This window comes from Pseudomonas sp. 22072 (assembly GCF_052046095.1).
In the GTDB taxonomy this organism is placed as follows: Bacteria; Pseudomonadota; Gammaproteobacteria; order Pseudomonadales; family Pseudomonadaceae; genus Aquipseudomonas; species Aquipseudomonas paracarnis.
The window spans coordinates 18,791-40,549 of record NZ_JBQEQE010000023.1 but is presented as its reverse complement, the minus strand read 5'-3'; the positions used below and the strand labels follow the sequence as shown (position 1 = coordinate 40,549).

General features: G+C 59.4%; 20 protein-coding genes. 6 read left to right on the top strand and 14 right to left on the bottom strand.

The window, feature by feature from the left end:
• Nucleotides 1-109: 109 nt before the first annotated feature.
• The 12 genes from ACTJLA_RS21050 to ACTJLA_RS20995 all read right to left on the bottom strand — a co-directional run bounded on the left by ACTJLA_RS21050 (nt 110) and on the right by ACTJLA_RS20995 (nt 12,202).
• The gene (locus ACTJLA_RS21050) at nt 110-958 is read right to left on the bottom strand and encodes a transporter substrate-binding domain-containing protein (protein WP_314551008.1); all 849 of its coding nucleotides are present in this window, start codon (nt 956-958) and stop codon (nt 110-112) included.
• On the bottom strand, nt 955-1,731 hold the full coding sequence (locus ACTJLA_RS21045) for an amino acid ABC transporter ATP-binding protein (RefSeq protein WP_034125472.1): 777 nt from the start codon (nt 1,729-1,731) through the stop codon (nt 955-957). Before ACTJLA_RS21045 ends, ACTJLA_RS21050 begins: the two co-directional genes overlap by 4 nt.
• Complete coding sequence (locus ACTJLA_RS21040; RefSeq protein ID WP_034125471.1) at nt 1,728-2,387, bottom strand: amino acid ABC transporter permease; 660 nt, start codon at nt 2,385-2,387, stop codon at nt 1,728-1,730. The genes ACTJLA_RS21045 and ACTJLA_RS21040 overlap by 4 nt, the downstream gene beginning before the upstream one ends.
• On the bottom strand, nt 2,368-3,033 hold the full coding sequence (locus tag ACTJLA_RS21035; protein WP_003187615.1) for an amino acid ABC transporter permease: 666 nt from the start codon (nt 3,031-3,033) through the stop codon (nt 2,368-2,370). Before ACTJLA_RS21035 ends, ACTJLA_RS21040 begins: the two co-directional genes overlap by 20 nt.
• 363 nt (nt 3,034-3,396) lie before the next feature.
• Nucleotides 3,397-4,179, bottom strand: coding sequence for a MetQ/NlpA family ABC transporter substrate-binding protein (locus ACTJLA_RS21030; protein WP_314551001.1), 783 nt, complete (start codon nt 4,177-4,179; stop codon nt 3,397-3,399).
• A gap of 106 nt (nt 4,180-4,285) precedes the next feature.
• Entirely contained in the window at nt 4,286-5,212 is a 927-nt protein-coding gene (locus ACTJLA_RS21025; protein ID WP_054920316.1) for a sigma 54-interacting transcriptional regulator, read from the bottom strand.
• A 48-nt stretch (nt 5,213-5,260) separates the two neighbouring features.
• A complete protein-coding gene (locus ACTJLA_RS21020) occupies nt 5,261-5,842 on the bottom strand; it encodes an alpha/beta hydrolase (RefSeq protein WP_034134614.1) in 582 nt (193 codons plus the stop codon).
• Between the two features lie 192 nt (nt 5,843-6,034).
• Nucleotides 6,035-8,965 (bottom strand): glycosyltransferase family 32 protein, encoded by a 2,931-nt coding sequence (locus ACTJLA_RS21015; RefSeq protein WP_314550995.1) that lies wholly within the window; start codon nt 8,963-8,965, stop codon nt 6,035-6,037.
• A 186-nt stretch (nt 8,966-9,151) separates the two neighbouring features.
• The gene (locus tag ACTJLA_RS21010; RefSeq protein WP_034125467.1) at nt 9,152-9,553 is read right to left on the bottom strand and encodes an ExbD/TolR family protein; all 402 of its coding nucleotides are present in this window, start codon (nt 9,551-9,553) and stop codon (nt 9,152-9,154) included.
• Nucleotide 9,554: 1 nt separating this feature from the next.
• Nucleotides 9,555-10,277, bottom strand: a complete 723-nt coding sequence (locus ACTJLA_RS21005) for a MotA/TolQ/ExbB proton channel family protein (protein WP_314551089.1) — start codon at nt 10,275-10,277, stop codon at nt 9,555-9,557.
• Nucleotides 10,278-10,302: 25 nt separating this feature from the next.
• The gene (locus ACTJLA_RS21000) at nt 10,303-11,115 is read right to left on the bottom strand and encodes an energy transducer TonB (protein ID WP_314550991.1); all 813 of its coding nucleotides are present in this window, start codon (nt 11,113-11,115) and stop codon (nt 10,303-10,305) included.
• Nucleotides 11,116-11,350: 235 nt separating this feature from the next.
• Entirely contained in the window at nt 11,351-12,202 is an 852-nt protein-coding gene (locus ACTJLA_RS20995; RefSeq protein WP_005783745.1) for a LysR family transcriptional regulator, read from the bottom strand.
• A gap of 105 nt (nt 12,203-12,307) precedes the next feature.
• Between ACTJLA_RS20995 and ACTJLA_RS20990 the strand changes: the two genes are divergently transcribed.
• Nucleotides 12,308-12,769 carry a nucleoside deaminase gene (locus tag ACTJLA_RS20990; protein WP_057975344.1) on the top strand — a complete coding sequence of 154 codons (462 nt, stop codon included), beginning with the start codon at nt 12,308-12,310 and terminating at the stop codon, nt 12,767-12,769.
• Nucleotides 12,756-13,943 (top strand): CynX/NimT family MFS transporter, encoded by a 1,188-nt coding sequence (locus ACTJLA_RS20985; protein ID WP_054920326.1) that lies wholly within the window; start codon nt 12,756-12,758, stop codon nt 13,941-13,943. Before ACTJLA_RS20990 ends, ACTJLA_RS20985 begins: the two co-directional genes overlap by 14 nt.
• On the opposite strand, the gene ACTJLA_RS20980 is transcribed toward ACTJLA_RS20985, so the two are convergent.
• Nucleotides 13,914-16,229, bottom strand: a complete 2,316-nt coding sequence (locus ACTJLA_RS20980; protein ID WP_054920328.1) for a TonB-dependent receptor — start codon at nt 16,227-16,229, stop codon at nt 13,914-13,916. The two genes, ACTJLA_RS20985 and ACTJLA_RS20980, sit on opposite strands and share 30 nt — an antisense overlap.
• Before the next feature lie 155 nt (nt 16,230-16,384).
• Here ACTJLA_RS20980 and ACTJLA_RS20975 point away from each other — a divergent pair, with 155 nt between their 5' ends.
• The 3 genes from ACTJLA_RS20975 to ACTJLA_RS20965 all read left to right on the top strand — a co-directional run bounded on the left by ACTJLA_RS20975 (nt 16,385) and on the right by ACTJLA_RS20965 (nt 19,680).
• Nucleotides 16,385-17,329: a LysR family transcriptional regulator gene (locus ACTJLA_RS20975; protein WP_186526707.1), complete on the top strand. Its 945-nt coding sequence runs from the start codon at nt 16,385-16,387 to the stop codon at nt 17,327-17,329.
• A 105-nt stretch (nt 17,330-17,434) separates the two neighbouring features.
• Nucleotides 17,435-17,896, top strand: a complete 462-nt coding sequence (locus ACTJLA_RS20970; protein ID WP_314551084.1) for an HIT family protein — start codon at nt 17,435-17,437, stop codon at nt 17,894-17,896.
• Between the two features lie 176 nt (nt 17,897-18,072).
• On the top strand, nt 18,073-19,680 hold the full coding sequence (locus ACTJLA_RS20965) for an alkaline phosphatase family protein (RefSeq protein ID WP_314550982.1): 1,608 nt from the start codon (nt 18,073-18,075) through the stop codon (nt 19,678-19,680).
• Between the two features lie 59 nt (nt 19,681-19,739).
• On the opposite strand, the gene ACTJLA_RS20960 is transcribed toward ACTJLA_RS20965, so the two are convergent.
• Nucleotides 19,740-20,645 carry a TauD/TfdA family dioxygenase gene (locus ACTJLA_RS20960; RefSeq protein WP_314550980.1) on the bottom strand — a complete coding sequence of 302 codons (906 nt, stop codon included), beginning with the start codon at nt 20,643-20,645 and terminating at the stop codon, nt 19,740-19,742.
• Between the two features lie 184 nt (nt 20,646-20,829).
• On the opposite strand from ACTJLA_RS20960, the gene ACTJLA_RS20955 reads away from it, so the two are divergent.
• Nucleotides 20,830-21,750, top strand: a complete 921-nt coding sequence (locus ACTJLA_RS20955) for a LysR family transcriptional regulator (RefSeq protein WP_054896683.1) — start codon at nt 20,830-20,832, stop codon at nt 21,748-21,750.
• The last annotated feature ends 9 nt before the right edge of the window (nt 21,751-21,759 follow it).

The following is a 21,759-nucleotide window of genomic DNA, read 5'->3' as shown; positions in this document are numbered from 1 at the left end:
CGAGCTTGCTCGCGAAAAACGTCAACGATAACGCAGCGCTATCTGCTAGCCCGCGTTGCCTGTGCGTTCTTCGCGAGCAAGCTCGCTCCTACAAGGACGGGGTGATCAATCAGCCCTGCCACTTACCGCCTTCGACAATCACACTCTCAGGCTTGGTGTCATCGCTCAGTTCTTTTCGCACATATTGGTCATAAAGCTTGAGCAGAAACTTCTCCTCCCCCAACTTCGCCAGCTCGGCATTCACCCAGTCGCGCAACTCGATATTGCCCTTCTTCACCGCCGGGGCAATCGGCGCTTCATCACCCAGCTTCTCTTCCAGCACGCGGTAGCCAGGGTTCTGCTTGGCCCAACTGAACAGCACCAGGTTGTCTTGCGCATAGGCATCCCCACGGCCGGCCGACAGCGCCTGCAGCGACTCGGAGTTCTTCTCGAACTTGAGCAGCTTCCAGTCCGGATGGTTCTTGGTCAGCCAGATATCCGCCGTGGTGCCGGTGGTGACGATGGTCGTGCGGGTTGCCAGGTCAGCCAGGCTTTTGACGGTGCTGTCATTCGGCACCAGAGCCTGCACCGCGACTTTCAGGTTGGGGTTGGTGAAGTCCACCGCGTCCTTGCGTTCAGGCGTCACGGTCATGTTGGCGAGAATCAGGTCGACCTTGTCGCTTTGCAGGAAGGGAATGCGGCTGGCCGGTTCCACGGCGACAAATTCCACCTTGTTTTCGTCGCCCAACAGGTCCTTGGCGAATTGACGGCCGATGTCGGTATCGAAGCCGACATAACGACCCGCTTCGTCCACAAAACCGAATGGCGGCTTGTCGGTAAACACGCCGACAATCAGCTTGTCCCGCGCTTTGATTTTGTCGATGTAGCTCACAGCCGCGGGTTTTACCGGCTCTTCGGCCTTTTTATCGCAGCCGGCCAGCAAGGCGACGGCAAACAGTGGCAGCAGTAACTTTTTCATATTAGCTCCAGTTCCTTGATCTTTTTGGGCAGTGTTGAAACAAAGGAGAACTTCTCCAGGAACTGCTGCGCGCGCGCGGTCTGCGGGTTCGTAAAGAATGCCTCGGGGGTGTTGTGTTCGAGGATGCGACCGGCCTCCATGAACACCACGCGGTCGGCGACGGCGCGGGCGAAGGCCATTTCGTGGGTAACGATCAGCAGGGTCATGCCATCGCGGGCCAGGTCCTGGATCACTTCCAGCACTTCCTTGACCATCTCCGGGTCGAGGGCCGCGGTGACTTCGTCAAACAGCATGACCTGGGGGTTCATGCACAACGAGCGGACGATGGCGATGCGTTGCTGCTGGCCGCCGGAAAGCTGGCGTGGGAAGGCGTCGCGCTTGTCGGCAAGGCCCACGCGCTCCAGCAATTTTTCCGCCTGCTCACGGGCCTCCCGGGGGTCGCGCTTTTGCACTTTGAGCGGGCCGAGCAGGATGTTGTCGAGCACGCTCATGTGCGGGAACAGGTGGTAGCTCTGGAACACCATGCCGATGTCCTGGCGTACCTGGCGCCAGTCGGTGGTTTTATCCAGCAGCTCTTTGCCGGCGAACCGCAGACTGCCGCTGTGTGCCACTTCCAACCCGTTCAAACAACGCAGCAAGGTGCTTTTGCCACAGCCGCTGGGGCCGAGGATCACCACCACTTCGCCGCGTTGCACGCTCAGGTCGATACCCTTGAGCACCTGCGCCTCGCCGAAGAATTTGTTGAAACCCTGGAACTCGATCAATGCGCTCATGCTTGGGCCCAGCGCCGTTCCAGCACCTTGGAGGCGGCTGACAACGGGTAGCAGATAAAGAAGAAAAACAGGAACAGCGCACCGTAGATCAATACCGACTCATAGGTGCGCTCGATGATTTGCTGGCCGACCTTGATCACATCCACCACGCCGATCAGCACCGCCAGGGAGCTGGTCTTGATGATGCGCGTGTACACATTGATGGTCGGCGGCGTCATGCGCTTGAGGGCCTGGGGCAGCAGTACATAGCCGTACAACTGTGGGCCGGACAGGCCAATCGACAAGCCCGCTTCGCGCTGGCCACGGGGCAGCGAATGCAACGCGCCACGCACCACTTCGCCCACCTCGCTGGCGCCCCACAACGACAGCACCAGCACCGCGCACCAGAAACTGGGGATGCTCAGGCCGAAGAAGATCGGCACGCCAAAAAACAGCAGGTACAACCACACCAGTACCGGAATGGCGCGGAACAGTTCCAGGTAGACCCGCAGCACGCCGTTGATCGCTTTGTTATTCAAAGTGCGCAGCACGCCGTAGAGCACGCCGCCAACCGTACTGAAGGCGATGCTCAAAAACGAAATCGACAGGGTTTGCGCAGCGCCCTTGCCCAGTTGCGGCAACGACACCCAGAGCAACTCAAGACCCGAACTGGCCATGTTGGAGCCTCCTTTCCAGGCGGCTGAGCAACAGCGACAACGGCAAGAACAACAGCACGCAAATCAGCGTCAGCACAGCGAGCATTTCGTAGGTTTTGTAGTAGAGGGCGATGTAGCTCTTGGTGGTGTAGAGAATTTCCGGCACCGCCACGGCGGAAACCACCGTGGTTTCCTTGAGCAGAAAGATGAAATTGGCGAACAGCGCCGGCAGGCTGAGGATGCCGGCCTGGGGCAGGATCACATGGCGCAACAGCTGCCAATCGGACAGGCCAATGGACTTGCCCGACTCGATTTGCGCCAGCGGCACCGCTTCCACACCAGCGCGCAGCACCTCGGTGAGATAGGCGCCGCCCAGAAAGGTCATGGTGATGATCGCCGCCCAGAACCCGGAAATATTGAAACCCAGGGCAGGCAGCGCGAAGTAGACGAAGAACAGTTGGATCAACAGCGGCGTGTTACGCGCCAGCTCCACATAGAGCGCCACCAGGCGCGACAGGTAAGGCGTGCGAAACACCAGCAGCGCAGCGTTGATCAGCGCCACCAGCAAGGACGTGGCAATGGCGATCAGGCCGACTTGCAGCGTCACACCCACGGCCTTGAGAAACGCCGGCAGCGTGCTGAGGATAAAAGCGAAATCGAAGGTCATGTGCAGTCCATATCGCCGCATGGGTAATGCCGCGAGCGCAGTCCGTGCTGACGTGGATAACTTCAGCTAGCGCGAACTTTAAAGGTATAAAAATCAAAATTTAAATACCAAAATAGCATATTGATATCACCCAAAAACCTAACCCCTGCGGGAGCTGTCGATCATTCCCACGCTCTGCGTGGGAATGCAGCCCAGGACGCTCTGCGTCCGCTCTAAAGTCGTGACGCAGAGCGTCACAGGAGACGTTCCCACGCGGAGCGTGGGAACGAGCAATCGCACAGTTTTGACTGTATTTCAGATAAAAAAACGCCGACGCTGTAGTAGCCGTCGGCGTTGAAACCTTGAAGGGGGTTTTGGCTTACATCAGAACGCTGGCACCACCGCGCCGTTGTACTTCTTCGCGATGAAAGCTTTGACTTCCGGGCTGGTCAGGGCCTTGGCCAACTTCTGGATAGCATCGCTGTCCTTGTTGTCCGGGCGGGCCACCAGGAAGTTTACGTAAGGTGATTTGGCGTCTTCGATGATCAACGCGTCCTTGGCCGGGTTCAGGCCAGCTTCCAGGGCGTAGTTGGTGTTGATCAGGTCGAGGTCAACCTGGTCCAGCACCCGTGGCAGCAGGGCCGATTCCAGCTCTTTGAACTTCAGGTTCTTCGGGTTGCTGGCGATGTCTTTCGGCGTGGCCAGGGCGTTGGTCGGGTCTTTGAGGGTGATAACACCGGCCTTTTGCAGCAGCAACAGGGCGCGGCCGCTGTTGGAGCCTTCGTTCGGAATCGCCACGGTGGCGCCGTCTTTCAGATCTTCGATTTTCTTGATCTTTTTCGAGTAGCCGCCGAAGGGTTCAACGTGCACGCCCACCACGGTAATCAGATTGGTGCCTTTACCCTTGTTGAAGTTTTCCAGGTACGGCAGGGTCTGGAAATAGTTGGCGTCCAGGCGTTTCTCAGCGACTTGCACGTTCGGCTGTACGTAGTCGGTAAAGACTTTGATCTGCAGGTCCACACCTTCCTTGGCCAGGGTCGGCTTGATCAGCTCGAGGATTTCGGCGTGGGGAATCGGCGTAGCAGCCACCACCAGTTTCTCGTTGGCCTGGGCAAAGCCAGCAGTCAGGGCAGCCGCCAGAGCGGTAAACAACAGAACCTTTTTCATGCAATGTCCTTCTAACGACCGTTTTTATGTGAGGTGCCAGCGAAGTGCTATCGCGGCGTGGAAAGGACAATACCTAGATTTTTTATTCCCGAACAATATCTTTTATTCACGTTGATATTCCATTTTGCTCATACAGGAATTTACGCACCGATTCCTGCTCGGCCGGGCTGGCGCTGGCCAAAATTCGTCGCACTTGCTCCAGCGGCGAACCCGCCGCTGGCAAGTTCAAATGCTCGGGCAAGATTTCATCGCCGCTGCTCACCAGCAAGGCAAAGTGAATGACGTTTTCCAGTTCGCGGGTATTACCCGGCCAAGTGTGGTGTTCCAGCACCTGCTGGGCGGCGTCGCTGATCAGTGGCACCGGCAGGTCCAGGCGCTGGCTGTAGATGCCGAGGAAATATTCGGCCAGGGACAAGATATCCCCCACCCGCTCGCGCAACGCCGGCAGGTCCAACCGGCCCTCACTCAAATAATGGAACAGACGCTCGTGAAACTTGCCCACGGCCACGGCCTGGGCCAGGTCGATACTGGTGGCGGCCACCAGGCGCACATCCACCGGGCTGGGCTGGTGGGCACCCACACGGGTGACTTCGTGGTTTTCCAAAGCCGCGAGCAATTTCACCTGGATCGGCAGCGGCAAGTCGCCGATCTCATCCAGGTACAAGGTGCCGCCATTGGCCGAGCCGAACCAACCCGCCCGGCTGCTCGCCGCGCCACTGTGACTGCCGGCGGCATAGCCGAACAACTCGGCATCCGCATAGGTGGGGCTGATGGCGCCACAGTTGACCGAGACAAACAGGCCAGTACGGTCACTACCACGGTGGATGTGCCGCGCCAGCAACTCTTTACCGCTGCCGGTTTCTCCTCGAATCAATACGGGTAAGGCGCGCGGCGCAAGGCTTTCCAACTCTTCACGCAGTTGGCGTGAGCGTGGGTCGACGAACACCAGCGCCTTGGCGCGGATGCTCAACGGGCTTTTTTCAGCATCGGGAAAGGTCAGCAGCGGCTGGCCGAAGGTTTCATGCAGACTCATGGCAGGCTCCCGCCCCAATCCACTCAGGGACGGGGCGTTGAAAAAATATTAGGCGCTGCGCCGAGCGTGGTGCTCGAGGCGATGTTGCAGGCGATAGAGGTAAGCAAACCCTTGCTCCCAGCGCCGGTGGCCGGACTTCACATTGATATGCCCGGCGCCCGACAAGATGCCGGCTTCGGCGCCCCACTGACGCGCCAGTTCCAGAGCCCTGGGGGCGCTTACGGCACTGTCGTTGTCGGAGCTGACCACCTGGCTGGGAAATGGCAGCAGGTCAGTTGGAATAGGGGCGAAATTGCGCAGTGCAGGGGCACACGCAGGACGCTCGACATCCGCCGGTGCCACCAGCAATGCGCCGCGTACCTGCCGCAAGAACTGCACGGGGGCAGTGGCGGCCCAGTGGGCCACGGTGATGCAACCCAGGCTATGAGCGATCAGGATGACCGGCGTGCTGTCGGCAGCGATGGCCTCGGCCAGTGCGGCGACCCAATCCTCGCGACGCGGCGTCAGCCAATCGGCCTGTTCCACCCGTGCGCTGTTGGGCAAGCTGTTTTGCCAATGGGTTTGCCAATGATCTTCTGGCGATCCTTGCCAGCCCGGCACGATCAGATAACGAATCGACTCGCTGTGCATGGGTGTGCCCTCCTGCAGCGTTTAACGTTGCTGGTCAGTATAGGGTGAGGCTCACGCACCAATAAGGAATAAAAAAGAATTTATTAATAACCAAAAGGAATTTACGCCCTTTTCAGAACTTGCTTTTACCAAGCCCTTCATTAAAACCGGCCATTGCGTCCCTGCCACCGCGGCGCAATGACCGGGCCAACCTCAGCGAGAATGATGCATAGAGTGTTCCGAGCCGATAGCAACTCCGAACTTATGGTTCATCGCCATATAATAATCACGCACTTGTGTAAGTTTTTCCGCATACGCTTGCGGAAGTAAAATACGCGCTTCCAACAGTTCCGTCAGTTCCTCAACTTCTGAAAAAAACCCATATTCTTTTTGCGCCAATACATCACCAAACATTCTCGGCCCAGTGATCTCGAAAATTTTCTTTACATACTCGTTATAAATTTGCCGCTCTGCGGCTGTCGAGTTTTCCTTCAGAAAGGGACGATTAGCGTTCAACCATTCTTCGTTTGCCTTGTATCGCTCATACGCCGTCTCCAGAATCTCGTCAAATACAGGGTTGTCTGGGTGGCTGGCAAAATTACTGGTGTTGAACCCATTGAAGTCCGCAGGTTCGTAAGTAACCGGCACGTTCATCAAGATGTCATTGGGCGTGGCTTTCAATGTGACCTCGCCCACATTAAAGGTCAGTGCATCATCCGTATCCAGATAGATGCCACCGTACTTTTTCATTAGCACCGCGCGCATGACGTCCGATGAGGCCGCTAAATTCTGCCCGCGCCCTGAACGGAAAAACTGATACATATCGCCGTATTGACCTGCATTCAGAGCCTGAAAACTTTCATCGGCCTTTAAATCATGAACTTCAAGCCCGCCCACTTTATGATCCAACGCTGAATGTATTTTCTGAAAAGTATCCGCGTCATTGGCATCAACGTGAACAATCGATTTATACCCGGGGCTTTTCCGGGAATTTTCCATAATATTATTGAGTAGATTTTCCGGCATTTCATTGCCGGCCCAAAAATAGTGGATCACTTTCGGCACGTCTGTAGCACCGGACGGCAGTACCGGCATTCTCGGTAGTTTCAGTACTTTGGTTGTCATCGAAGCAGGCGCATTTTTACTGGCCTCAATCGCTTCGGCTTGAGTGCCACCCAGCCACCGTCCTTGACCTTTACGCCAATAAAAGATGTCGTTCACCTGACCATTGGCCTGGAGCCCGCGCCAAAGACCCGCTTCGACGTCATACGTAACTTTGGTACCGTATTGACCGACATAAACCATATAGTCTTTCCCGATCATGCGCCTCACGTCATCCATGGGAACCCTGACCTCCTCAAGGATCACTGGAGGTGAGACGGGCCCCATCGGGTATCCGATATGCCCATTGACACGTTGTGGTGGCCTGAAGAATGGGCGCGCTTGTTCAGTCACTTGGGTGGGTGTGCGGGTTGCAGCATCAACCCCTGCTGCAACGCCACCGCCAGACATCCTCTCTGTCAGCGCTTTCGCCAGTGGTGCCCCCGCGTGAGTGGCCAACGGCGGTACGGCGTTCAACACGCCAAACACAATGCGGTCGGAAGCCGTTGCTTTTCCCTGGACGGCATCATCAATACCGATACCTGTCTGGGCAGCCCCGGCGGCCAGGAAGAAAACATCCAGCCCTATAGCGACTTCGGGCATCACCAGCGCCAGCGGCGTCATGAACATGGCGACCTTGGTAGCCTCTTCCACGACATGCAGCACCTGGTTCTTGGTGTAGTCCCCGTCACTGACAATCGCATTGTCGGCGTCCGAATAGGACCGTGCTTTTTGCCGAACCTTGACCGCTTCGAAAGGATCACCGTGCAACTGCTCAACAGCGATGAAACGATCCGGCACCCAACCGTTGAGGCTCGCAAGGAAAGCATTGCCTGATGCCTGCGCATCGGACCAGTTTCCCATCCCCTGCAGGGTCTGACGTACGCCGTCTGAAAACGTTCTGTCAGCTTGATCCTTGAGGGAAAAGTGCGTCAACAAGGACGCGCGCTTTACGGGGTCCGAGGCTTGCCCGGCCAGCCACGTTGTCATTTGCTGCGGATTATCGAAGCGATGTATTGGCGAGGAATTGCCAGGGATGTAAAGCAACGTCAACTGGGTTTTCCGATCGGTCACACACATCAAGTCGGTCGACTCAAACCCATTGATGCTCAGCAGCCCGATGTCCAGATCCGGGTCCTTCACGGCAGGCCCTTCAAAATCCTGGACCGTCAGCTTGGACCAATCCTTTTGCGCAACAGGCCCCAACGCTCGCTGAGCGAGTGCCGTCTCGGCAGGGCCAAGGCTCCCTTCCAGGCGCTGCAGATTGATGGCTTTGACAAACGAGATTTTACTCAATGCCGTATAAGATTCGCTGTGCTTGTCCCAAAACCCATCAAGGGTCTTCTTATACAGTTGGGTCCGGTCTGTATCCCAGACTAATGCCTTGAAGTCATCCACCGGTATGGAAACGCGGGTGTCGTCGTTATAGGGGGCATCGCCCGGCGCACTGGGCTCCCGATAAATACCTTGTCGAGTGTTTGCTTCCTGCACCCAACCGTCAATCTGGTTGTAAATATATATCGCTGGCGAAAAGTACTTGCCAATCTTTACGAACCAGCTTTCATCTTTCTTAATTGTTACATCTTGCCTGTTTTTCAATGCCGCTTGTGTCAGGGTGATTTTTTCTACCACCTCTTTTTCATCCTCACTGTCATCTTTAAATGTCACCAGATAGGTTTTATCTGGATCAATATCCACACCCCATTGCTGCTTTATCTTTGCAGATAAAATAGTGGAAATTTCTTTTTCGGGCGTTACAAAGTCGGCGGTTTGCTTGCTGATATAAGATTCTAAACGAGTATTTTTTTTGAATGCCGAGTTGCTCCCACCTCCTGGCGTAGGGCTTGCTTCAGCGCCCTGCAGTAAACTCTGTTTTCTCTTATAGTCAGCCAGCGTGGGCAAAATACAGGCTGATGGATGTCTCAGGCCGGCCATACGATCGTTCGAAGATGCCATTACCGCAGGCTTTTCTTCAGGCTTTTCAACCGTTAAATGGGGATTAACGAAGGTATTCACGACTTGGACAGGAACGCGTATAGACATGCAATTACTCCATTAATTAAATCACTCTATGCGCCGACCAGAATAAGCATGCAGCCGAGAATTGCACGCTCGGATACATGTAAATTCTTTTCCTGTGCAACATCTGTAAACATGCAATGCTTAGATAAAAAAAGGGCCGCACCCTGCCAAGGAAAGCGGCCCAAAAACTGTCGAGACTTTTTGAAACTAACGTGCAGTGATCACCGACAACTTGGTGATGCCCGCACGCTCAATCGACGCCATGGCTCGTGCCACTTCGCCGTAGTTCACTCCATCGTCAGCCTGCAGTTGCACCCGCACATCGGGGTCCTTGGCCTTCGCCGCCTGCAGGTTGAACTCCAGCAGATCCGGCTGGATTTCGTCCTTGTTGATAAACAATTTGCCGGCGCCGTCGATGCTCACCACCAGCGGGTCCTTTTGCTCAACCGGCGCCACGGCCTGGGTCTTGGGCAGGTTGATCGGGATCGAGTTGGTCAACAGCGGCGCGGTGACGATAAACACCACCAGCAGCACCAGCATCACGTCCACCAGCGGCGTGACGTTGATCTCGCTCAGCACCTCATCACTGTCTTGCGTGGAGAAGGCCATGTCAGGACGCCTCCTTCACTTTCTGCGGGCTACCGGCGCCGGCCTTGGTCAGCGCCGGGTGCAGCAGCACGCGAAACGCGTTTTTCTGCGCCAGGCTGTAGAAGTCGTGGGCAAAGTCATCCAGGTCTGCCGCCGTCAGCTTCAGGCGGCGCAAAAAGTAGTTGTAGACCAGCACCGCAGGCACCGCGACGGCGATCCCCACGCCGGTCGCCACCAGTGCCGCGCCGATGGGCCCGGCCACGGTTTCCAGGCTGGCGGACCCGGCAGCACTGATCCCCTTCAGCGCTTCCATGATCCCCCACACGGTGCCAAACAGGCCGATAAACGGCGAGGTGCTGCCGATACTGGCGACTACAGCCAGACCGGTTTCCAGGGAGCGGCGCTCACGCACAATTTGCTGGCGCAGAGCGCGTTCGAGGCGGTCCTGGTGATTGATCGCCTGGCTCAAATCTGCAGCGTGGGTGGTATCGCCCACCTGGATCGCGGCATAGCCGGCCTGGGCTACACGGGCGGCGGCGCCAGGCTGGGTTTCGGCGAGTTCGGCGGCCGAGTCGAGGCTCGATGCCGCCCAGAACTCTTTGTGAAACTTGCGATCCTGGGCCTTGAGGCGACCGAACTGCACGCCCTTGAGCAAGGCCAGGCCCCAAGTGGCGACCGAAAAGGCCACCAGCAGCCAGATCACCGTGCTTTCGATGGATTCAAGTGGAGATGCCAATGCCATGATGTTTTCCCTCTGCGCCGCTGAATAATTAATGAATCTTGAAATCGATGGGCACGCTCACCCAGCCGTTCTGGGCCACATCGCCCTGCTTGGCAGGCACGAAACTCCAGCGCTTCACCGCCGCCAATGCCGCGTCATCCAACTGCTGGCGACCACTGCTTTTTTGCACCTGGATCTCACCCGGTTTACCGCTGGCCAGCACCTGCACCCGCAGCAACACCGTGCCTTCCCAACCGCGACGCTGAGCCAGTGACGGGTATTCCGGCGCCGGGTTTTTCAGGTACGCGGCGTTGGCCGAAGCAGGCGTCACCGGCGCTGGCGCCGCAGGTGCGGGCGGTGCAGGTGGCGCTGGCGTCGGTGGTGCAGGTGGCTGCTCGACGGCCTTGGGGGCCGGCTTGGGCTCAGGTTTAGGCACGGGCTTGGGCTTGGGTTTCGCAATGGGTTTGGGCGGCGCCGGCTTGGCCGCCAACTCATCCACCAGCGGCGGCGGGGGCTCGACCACAGGCGGAGGCGGTGGTGGCGGTACAGGCGGTGGCGGCTCAACCACCGGCGGCGCCGGCTGGGAAAATTCGATGGTCATCGGTGGAATTTCCGGCGGCACAATCGGCAGCACCGGCGTGGGTTTCTGGCTCACCCAATAGATCACTGCACCGTGCAGCGCCAACACCAGCAACCCGAGCAAAACCCCTTCGCGGCGGCTGGAAAAACGCTTCGGGGTTTTCTGCAGGCGCAATTGACCCAACGGCGCGCGATGCGGCCGGCCAAGGTCGACCAACTCACCACTCGGTGCCTGACGCCACTGCGCCTCAGGTGCACTGGCGGCGGTCTGGACATTGCCCATTGATTCACTCCCTGCGGTTTTGAAAAACCGACGGGCCAGCGTGAAGGCCCGTCGAGGGCTGAATCATCGGTGCCAGACACTTATCTCTTAAAGTAATCTTTAAAGTTATAGATAGAACAAAAACGCATAAACAAAACAGCCGATCACACCAAAGCCACGGGGTCCGTGGCCTGGCTTCAAGCCGTTGTTTTTCAATGCCTTAAAGGCATACAAAATATTCGGCAAAGGTATGAGCTCAGTGCGGGTTTCCACTGCACAAGGCCAGCAATTCACCCAGCAAACTCTGGCCCGCTGCGCCCAAACCACTGCGGCCATACAGGGCCAACCGCACGCCATGAACAGGTGGCAAGCCACTCTCTGGGCCGAGTATGCGATGGCCCGGTTGCAACACCCGTTCTGGCAATAAACTGATGCCCAAGCCTGCCGCCACCGCCGAGCACACACTGGCCAGGCTGGCGCTGGAATAGCCGATGCGCCAACGCCAGCCGGCCCGTTCCAGATGGTGCAGCATGTCGTTGCGATACAGGCCACCTACGGGGAAAGCCACCAGCGGCAGCGGGTCGCGGCCCAGGGCCGGGGTGCTCAGGCTGTCGACCCAATACAAGGGCTCCGGCCACGACGCCACACAGTCGTCGCTGTCGCCCATCTGCTTGACCAGCAACACATCGAACTCACCGCCCCGGTACTGGCGCTGCAATTCGGGGCCCAGACCGCTGGTGACTTCCAGCCGCACCCGTGGGTACGCCACCACAAACGCCGAAAGCAGCGGCATCAGGCGCTCGGCGGCGAAATCCTCCGGCACGCCGAGGCGCAACACACCGTCGCTTTGCTGGTTGATCAGCACGTCGGCGGCTTCTTCGTGCAACGCGAGAATACGGCGCGCATACGCGAGCAGACGCTCACCCTCGGCGGTGGCCACTACCCGGCGCTGATCGCGGTCCAATAACTGACAGGCCACTGCGTCTTCCAGACGGCGGATCTGCTGGCTGACGGTGGATTGAGTCAAATGCAGGCGCTCGGCCGCCCGGGTGAAATTACCGCAGTCCACCACGGCGACAAAGCTGCGCAACAACACGGGATCGAACAACGTCATCACCATTTCGTTTGCCACTGATTGGCATGTTTATATTTAATTTCAGCATACCTTGCTGGCTGACCATACTTCACCTTTCATCGCACCCCGGGGCCTTGTATGACCAACGATCAACCACACCTGCAACGCGCTATTGCCTTGGCCCGCGCCAACGTCGCCCAAGGTGGCCGCCCCTTCGGCGCGGTGCTGACGCGCAACGATGAGATGTTGGTGGAAGCCGTGAATGAGATCCACCTGACCCAGGACCCCACCGCCCACGCCGAGCTGCTGGCAATTCGCGCAGCGAGCCGGCAGTTGGGTGCACGCCTGGAGGGGTGCGTGATCTACGCCAGCGGCCAGCCTTGCCCGATGTGCCTGAGCGCCATGTACCTGTGCGGCGTCGAGCGCGTAGTGTTTGCCGCCAGCAACGAAATGGCCGAGCCGTTCGGCCTGTCGACCGCAGCCATCAGCCAACAGGTTGGCTTGCCCATCGACGCGCAACGCCTGCCCATTCAGCACCTGCCCGATGCCGCAATGACTGCGCTGTATCACCAGTGGAAAACCCTGCATGACCCTGAATAAATCCCTCGCCGGCTGGGGCCTGCTGGTGGTGCTCGGCCTGAACCTGCGCCCGATCCTCAGTTCCATCAGCCCACTGCTCGGCGAGATTCGCCAGGCCACCGGCCTGAGCTTTCAGAGCAGTGCCCTGCTCACCAGCCTGCCGGTGATCTGCATGGGGTTGGTGGCACTGGTGGGCGTGCGCGTGGAGGCTCGCTTGGGCGAGCGTCGCGGCATCGCCCTGGGCTTGTTGATGATTCTGCTGGCGTGCCTGGCGCGCTGGTTGATAGGCGAAGCCTCGGCACTGCTGGTTACCGCGCTGCTTGGCGGTGCGGGTGTTGCGCTGATCCAGGCGCTGGTGCCGGCAATGATCAAGCGTGAATTCCATCACCGTGTGCCCGTAGCGATGGGGGTGTACTCGGCGTCGCTGATGGCCGGCGGTGGGCTGGCGGCGCTGCTCAGCCCGGTGATAGCCACGCATTTCCAGCAATGGCAGGCAGGCCTGGGTGTGTGGTTATTGCCGGCGCTGGGGGCATTGCTGCTGTGGGCCTGGCTACCGCTGGGCGCCGCGCGCAATCCACTGCAGGCGCCTGCGTTCAAAGGGTTGCGCAACCGCCGCGCCTGGCTGCTGGCGCTGTATTTCGGCCTGGTCAATTGCGGCTACATGAGCATGGTCGCGTGGCTGCCGGCCTACTATCAGCAACTGGGCTGGGGCGTGCTGCCCAGCGGGTCGTTGCTGGCATTCATGACGATTTTTCAGGTGGCGGCCGCCCTGCTGATGCCGGTGCTGGCGCAACGCGGTATCGACCGCCGCCCATTGCTCAGCATCAGCCTGCTGGCCCAAACCATCGGCTACCTCGGCCTGATCATTGCGCCGCAGGAATATCCCCACCTGTGGGTGGCCTTGTGCGGCTTCGGGTTAGGGGCGTGCTTTGCCCTGAGCCTGCTGCTGACCCTCGACCACCATCGCGACCCACGCCAAGCGGGGCAACTGGCGGCGTTCGTGCAAGGCGTAGGCTTTTTGATCAATGCGATTTCGCCGTGGCTGACCGGCTGGCTGCGTGAGCTTACCGGCAATTTCGTCAGCGCCTGGGTGGTGCTGACGGTGACCGTGGTGGCGATGCTGCTGGTGACGCGGGTGTTCAGCCCGGCCACCTATCGCACCGACCTAGAAGTCGTAGCGCCCAGTCACGCCTAGAGTGCGCGGCGTGCCCAGCAGGCCCTCGTAACCGCCGTTACCACCGGTCCACAGGGTGGTGTAGTAGGTTTTGTCGAAGGCGTTTTTCAGCCACAGCGACACATCCCACTGCCCCTGGTCATAGTCGCCGCGCAAACCGGTAGACAGGTTGACCACCGCATACGCCGGGATCTGCCCGTAGTCGGAATCTTCCACGGTGCCCACCGCCTTGGAACGGAACGCGTAGCTGGCGGTGACGTAGGGTTCGAAGCCGTTCGCCAGGTTCCACTTGTACTCGCCGTTGGCGTTGGCAATCCACTTGGACGCGCCCACCACTTGGTGGCCGCTCAAGTCGCAGGACGCCGGCGCACCGGGACGCAGGCTGGTTTCCGGCGGGCATGGCGCATCCTTGTAAGACAGGTACGTCACGTCATTGAAGGAACCGTTGATGTTCAGGGTCAGGCCCTTGATCGGCACCAGGGTGCTTTCCACTTCCACGCCCCGCGAGCGTACCGAGCCGGCGTTGGTCAGGTACTGAACGCGGTTGTCCTGGTCGTAGGCGTTGGTCTGGTAGCCGTTGACCTGGGTCCAGAACAGGTTGGCATTGAGCTGCAGGCGGCGGTCCCACAACGTGCTCTTGAAGCCTAGCTCGGCGTTGTTGGCGCGCTCGGTGCCGATCAGCAACGAGTCGGCACCGGCCGTCGGCGCAGACCCCACCGCCAGGTTCACACCGCCGGACTTCTCGCCATGGGACAGTGTCGCGTAGCCCAGCAGGTTTTCATTGAAGTGATAACTGAGATTGAGCAGCCCCGACGGCGTGGCGCTGTATTGCGACAGGTCGCCCGAGTCATAGGCCCCGGTACGCCCACGCCGCGCCATGGCGGCGGCCCCGCTGACCGCCGCGCCACCGAAGGGCGCATTGCGCGTGACCCAGGCGCTTTTTTCTTCGTAGGTGCCGCGTACACCGGCGGTGAAATCCAGGCGCTCGGTCAGGTGCCAGGTGCCTTGGGCGAACAGCGCGAAACTGTCGGTGCGGATATGCCCGTTGCCCACACTGCTCACATTGCTCAACGCACCGGCGGGCGTGCCGTTCCAGATATCGGCCTTGGGCCCGTAGTAGGCAAAGGATTTGTTATCCAGGTCGGAGCCGAAGTAGTAGGCGCCGAGCACGTAATCGAAGAAACCACCGCTGGGCGACGCCAAGCGGAATTCCTGGGACCACTGCTTATCTTCCACCGAAACCCCAGCGTTATACGACGCCGGTACGTTGAGGCCATCATCGTTGCGCGGGGTGAAATTCCACCAGCGGTAAGCACTCACCGAGGTCAGGGTGAAGTCGCTGGGCAGCGTCCAATTGGCTTCCAGCGAGGTACCGCCCTGGAACACCGTGACGTGCTGGTCGTTGTCCAGGTTGACCTTGCGATGGGTGCCGTCCACCAGGGTGGCGCCTGCCGCGTTGGCCCGGGATTGATACAGGTTGGTGCCATTGATGGTCGGCCCGGTGCTGTACAGCACGCGGGTGCCGGCGCTGGAGTCTTCTTCGTTGTAGTCGCCGATCCAGCGCAGGTTGAACGCTTCGTTGGGCTTGTACAGCAGTTGCCCGCGAAAGCCCTGGCGTGAACCGCCGTTCAGATCATGGCCATCGTGTTCATTCTTGATGTCGCCGTCGCTGCGGGTGCGATAGGCCGAGAAACGCCCTGCCAGGTCATCGGTCAGGGGGCCGGAAATCGTGCCCTTGGTCTGGAAATAACCGTCCTCGCCCAAGGAGGTTTCGATGCTGCGCTCCGGGGTAAAGCTCGGTGCGCGGGTGCTGATGTTGATGACCCCGGCAGTGGTGTTCTTGCCGAACAACGTGCCCTGGGGGCCGCGCAAAACTTCAAGCTGCTCAATGTCCATCAGGTCGAACACCGCCATGCCCGGGCGCCCGAGGTAGACATTGTCGATATACAGCCCCACGCTGCCTTCCAGGCCATCGCTGGCCGGGTTGTTGCCCAGGCCGCGGATCGACACGCTGGACTGGCGCGCATGCATATAGGCGACGTTGACGCTGGGCACCAGTTGCTGCAAATCCTGGATGCGGTACACCCGCTGGGTTTCCAGGGCCTGGCCGCCGACCACGCTCATGGGCGTCGGCACGGCCTGGGCACTTTCGGTACGCCGCCGGGCAGTGACCGTGACAGTTTCCAGTTGGCCACTGGCGCTTTCGCCCTTGCCGGCAGGCGCGGGTGTTTCAGCGGCCTGGGCCGGCGACCAACTGCTGCTACCGGCCACTAGAACAGCCAGGGGCAAGGACTTGAACAAACTCATAAGCGGCTCCAGAACCCCGGAATACTCGTCGCCTCATATTCCCAAAGGTTATTTATTTATGTTTTTAACAACATTTACTGCATAAGAGATAGCCTTTATAAGGAGTCGACGTAATGCATAGCCAATGCATTTCCCGGATATTTTTGATGTGAAAAATGCATATCGACTTGCGCCAGCTTCGCCACTTCATCGCCCTCGCCGAACAGCGCAGTTTCGTCGCGGCAGCCGCAGCGGTGAACCTGTCGCAGTCGGCGTTCAGCCGTAGCATCCAGGCCCTGGAACACAGCGCCGGCTGCCAACTGGTGGACCGTGGCCGCAAAGACCTGGCCCCCACCAAACAAGGCCTGGTGCTGCTCGAACATGCACGGCGCCTGGTCAGTGGCGCACAACAACTGGCCAACGAAATCAGCCAGTTCAATGGCCTGGAAGCCGGTGAACTGCGCTTCGGTTGCGGCCCCGCGCCGGCAGCTGGGTTAGTACCACGTGCCATCGGCAGTTTTATCGGGCGCTACCCCAAGGCCCGCGTGCAGTTCCAGGTGGATGACTGGCAAAGCCTGGGCAAGCGCCTGCTCAGCGAAGAGTTCGAATTCTTCGTCGCCGACACCCGCCACTTCGAAGCCAACCCCGACTACCACACCCACCGCCTGCGCCCGCGCCGTTGGCACTTCTGCTGCCGCGCCGGGCACCCCCTAGCCGCGCGTAACAGCGTCAGCGCCGCCGAACTGATGAGCTACCCCCTGGCAGTGACCATCCGCCCGCCGAACCTGCGCAAAGTCATCGTCGACCTTAGCGGCCGGCCCGATTACCAGCCCAATGTGGAGTGCGAAAACGGCTACAGCCTGATGGGCGTGGTACTGCGCTCGGACGCCATTGGCATCGTCAGCGCCAACAGTGACGTGCTGCACATGGCCCGCGGCGAACTGGTGTGTTTGCAGATTGAGGGATTGGATGAAAACCTGGAGGAGCGCTACACCCGCTACGGGATCGTCAGCCGTGCAGGGTATCGGTTGTCGCCGCTGGCGCAGGCGATGATTGAGCAGATCAAGGAGATTGACGAGAGGGACGAGGATGCTTATGCGTTGGAAAATATTGCGGTCTGACTAAGCAGTGAACAGCGGCCCGCAACGTCAGTGAAGTCATCGTTAGATAACAAAGATCACATACAAGAGGGTCTACCTTTTGACTCGCACGAGGAAGCGCGTTTGATGGACTGTATTTTTTGCAGCATTGCCCGCGGTACTGCACCCTGCCACCTCCTATGGGAAGACCAGACCCACATGGCCTTTCTCTCCATATTTCCCAACACCCCGGGGTTCAGTGTCGTTATCCCCAAAGCCCATCACGGCAGCTATGCGTTTGCCGAACCGGACACCGTGCTGTGTGACTTGGTCATCGCAGCCAAGAAGACGGCAAAGCTTTTGGACAAAGCGCTAAAAGGTGTGGCTAGAACGGGCATGATTCTGGAGGGTTATGGCGTCGATCATCTGCACGCCAAATTATTCCCGATGCACGGGACCGGGGAAGATAGCGCCTTCAAAAAAATCAGCTCGACCCAGGACAAATATTTTGAGCGTTATGAAGGCTATGTCTCCTCCCATGACGCGGCGAGGGCAGATGATAAAGCGCTGGCAGAACTGGCCGCTCACATCAGGTCCTTCGCCGGGTAAGCCTGCTCCCACAATCTGATCGCGGGGTACCAGGTAGATATGTGTCCTGCTGCCTGCGATGACGTCAGCAGCCACACCCATGCACTCAATGCATAGAACCCAGTCCCCAAATGCACTTGCCAGAGCGCCCCTCGAACGGCGAAAAAACCCACCTGTCCTCCGTTCGGTAAATTCCTATGTCTGAACCAAAACCCGTGCGCAACGTGCTCTACATCATGTGCGACCAACTGCGCCGCGACTACCTGTCCTGCTACGGCCATGCCCATTTGCACACCCCGAATATCGACCGCCTGGCCGACGCTGGCGTGCGCTTCAGTCGGGCCTATACACAAGGCACCATCTGCGGCCCGTCGCGCATGTCGGCCTACACCGGGCGCTATGTCAGCAGCCATCAGGTGGCGTGGAATGCAGTGCCGCTGCCGCTCGAAGAGCTAACGATCGGCGACTACCTGCGCCCCCACGGCATCCGCACCGCACTGGTGGGCAAGACCCACGCCACGCCGAACCTTGAGGCCTTGCAGCGCCTGCAGATCGACCCCGACAGTGCCCAGGCCGAGCCACTCAATGAGGTCGGTTTCGATGCGTATCTGCGTCACGACGGCATCTACCCCGACAGCCCGCTGTTCGAGGATAAGCGCGAGTCCGCGCCCTACACCCAATACTTGCGTGATCACGGCTACCACGGCAGCAACCCTTGGCACGAATGGGCCAACGCCGCCGAAGGTGAGAACGGCGAAGTGCTCAGCGGCTGGCATATGCGCAACGCCGGCAAACCCGCACGGGTGGCCGAAGAACATTCGGAGACCGTCTACACCACCGACCGCGCCATCGACTTTATCGACGAACAAGGTGAACAGCCCTGGTGCCTGCACCTGTCGTATATCAAGCCGCACTGGCCCTACATCGCGTCGGCGCCTTATCACGCGCTGTACGGTACCGAGCATGTGCAGGCGCCGATTCAACCTGAGCACACCAGCGATCACCCGGTGTACCAGGCATTTCGCCAACACCAGGAGAGCCAGAATTTCTCCCGTGACGAGGTGCGCCTCACGGTGATTCCGACCTACATGGGCCTGATCAAACAGATTGACGATCAACTCGGGCGGCTGTTTGATTTTCTGCAAAGCACTGGCCGTTGGGATGACACGCTGATCGTGTTCACCAGCGACCACGGCGACTTCCTCGGCGATCACTTCCTTGGCGAAAAAGAGTTTTTGCTGGAGCCTGCGGTGGGCATTCCGTTGATCGTGCGCGACCCACGTGCCAGCGCCGATGTCAGCCGCGGCACCGTAGACGAGCGCCTGGTGGAAACCATCGACGCCCTGCCCACCTTCCTCGACGCCTTGGGCTTGCCCGCCGCCGACCATCGCCTGGAAGGCCGCTCATTGATTCCATTGCTGCAGGGCGAGCAACCCACTTGGCGCCGCTATGCCATTGCCGAATACGACTACGCCTTCCAGGCCCCGGCTCGCGAGCGTCTGGAGCAACCCATCGACCGTTGCCGCATGACCATGGTGCGCAGCGAGCGCTGGAAGTACCTGGCCTACGACGGCTTTCGCCCGCAACTGTTCGACCTGGAAAACGACCCGCAAGAACTGCACGACCTGGGCAGCGATCCCGGCTATGCCGAGGTACGCGAGACGCACCTGGGTTATCTGTTCGACTGGCTGCGCGGGTTGAAGCGGCGCACCACCATCAGCCACACGGAGGTTGAGGTGCGCGGGCAATGGTTTCGTTATGGTGAGCCAGAGGCAGAGAAAGTGGTGAAGATCGGAGTCTGGTAAACACCACAAATCCAAATGTGGGAGCAAGCCCGCTCCCACACTTTTAATCCTCACCCGGCTTAAAGACCTTTAGTGGTTTTGCTTGATTGCCCCTGCCCCCCCACCGGCACATCCCCCTTGAGCGTAACCCGGCGTACGATGCGCTCCTGGGTGCCGTAGTCGTCCACCGCGTAATGCTGGGTGGCGCGGTTATCCCAGATCGCCACGTCACCGGTGTTCCAGCGCCAGCGCACGGTGTTTTCCAGGCGGGTGACGTGGCCTTGCAGCAGGTTGAACAACTGCGCCGACTCTGCCTGGGAGTAGCCTTTCAGGCGTTTGACGAAGTGCCCCAACAGCAGGGTTTTCTCACCGCTGACCGGGTGCACGCGCACCACCGGGTGTTCGGTTTCATACACCGTGGAAGTGAATACTTTGCGGTATTCCTCCAGCTTCTCCACCGCCACATCCGGCTTGCGTGCGGCGTAGTCGTATTCGTTGCTGTGCACCGCCCACAGGTGATCAGCCAGTGCGCGCAGTTCCACGCTGAGGTCATTGTAGGCAGCGGCTGTGTTGGCCCATACGGTGTCGCCGCCGGACACAGGCGCCAGCACCGAACGCAGGATCGAGGCCTTAGGGTAGGCATCGACGAACGTCACGTCGGTGTGCCAGGAATTGGCGCGCTGACCACGGGTGCCATCCAACTCCATCAGGAACCGCGTGCCGTCTCGTACCGGTACGGTGGGGTGGGCGATCGGCTCGCCGAGCAGGTGAGCAAAGGCTTCCTGGCTCTGGTCATCGAGATGGGTTTGTTCGCGGAAGAAGATCACCTTGTACAGCACCAGCGCCTGCTGGATGGCCTCGACGGTGGCGGCATCCAGCTCACCGGACAGTTTGATGCCACGGATTTCGGCGCCGATCCGCCCGGCTACCGGGTGAATATCAAGTGGTTGGGCGATGGGTTGAACGGCTAATGCGGCGTTGCTCATTGTGATGACCCTCATGTGCCTGCGAAACGGTGGGGGGACGCTTCCAGCAACGCTCTATCCATATGCAATTTAGGTCTAGCAAATGAATGAATACTTCGTTGACGGAATAAGAGCTTGCATTTAAAACCTCAGCTTGCTCGGTCGCAAATGCCTTCGACCTATTTTTAAAATGCCGGGAAAGCATATGGATCTTCGCCAACTGCGCTACTTCATCGCCCTCAACGAACACCGCAGTTTCGTGCGTGCCGCGGACGCCATGGGCATCACCCAACCAGCGTTCAGCCGCAGCATCCAGGGGCTGGAACAGGAGTTCGGTTGCGTGTTGGTAGACCGTGGCCACAAGGACTTGCGCCCCACGCCGGAAGGCCAGGTGGTGTTGCAGCACGCCCTGAGCCTGGTGCATGGCGCAGCGCTGCTGAGCAGTGAAGTGACGCGCATGACCAAGCTCGACGCCGGTGACCTGCGCTTCGGCTGCGGCCCGGCGCCAGCCGTGAAACTGGTGCCGGATGCGGTGGCGCGGTTTATCAACGCCCACCCGAAAATCCGCACCACGTTTCAGGTGGATAACTGGGAAACCCTCAGCCGCCGCCTGAGCCGTGAAGAGATCGAATTCTTTATCGCCGACATCCGCCAGTTCGAAGCCGACCCGAATTTCCAGACCCGCGCACTCACCCCCAAACGCGGAGTGTTTTTCTGCCGCCCTGGGCATCCCTTGCTGGCCAAGGACAGCCTGTCCACCAACGATATGTTCGACTACCCGCTGGCGGCGCCGCTGATCTCCCAAGGCATTCGCAAACTGCTGGCGAACCTGAGTGGGCGTATGGATTTCTCCCCGAGTATCCAGACCGAGCACTTCCCGGCACTGGTGAGCATCGTGCTGCAAACCAATGCCATCGGCGTCGGCACTGAAGAAGCCTTTGCCGAGGACATTGCCAGGGGGGCGCTGGTGCTGCTGCACTGGCGCAACTTGCCGCAGCACATGGATACCCTGAGCGCACGCTGCGGGATCGTCAGCCGCACGGGGTCGCGGTTGTCGCCGGCGGCGAAGGCGATGATCGAGATGTTGGTGGAGGTGGATAGCCAGCAGGTCAGTGTGGCGGTTTGAAGGGCCTCA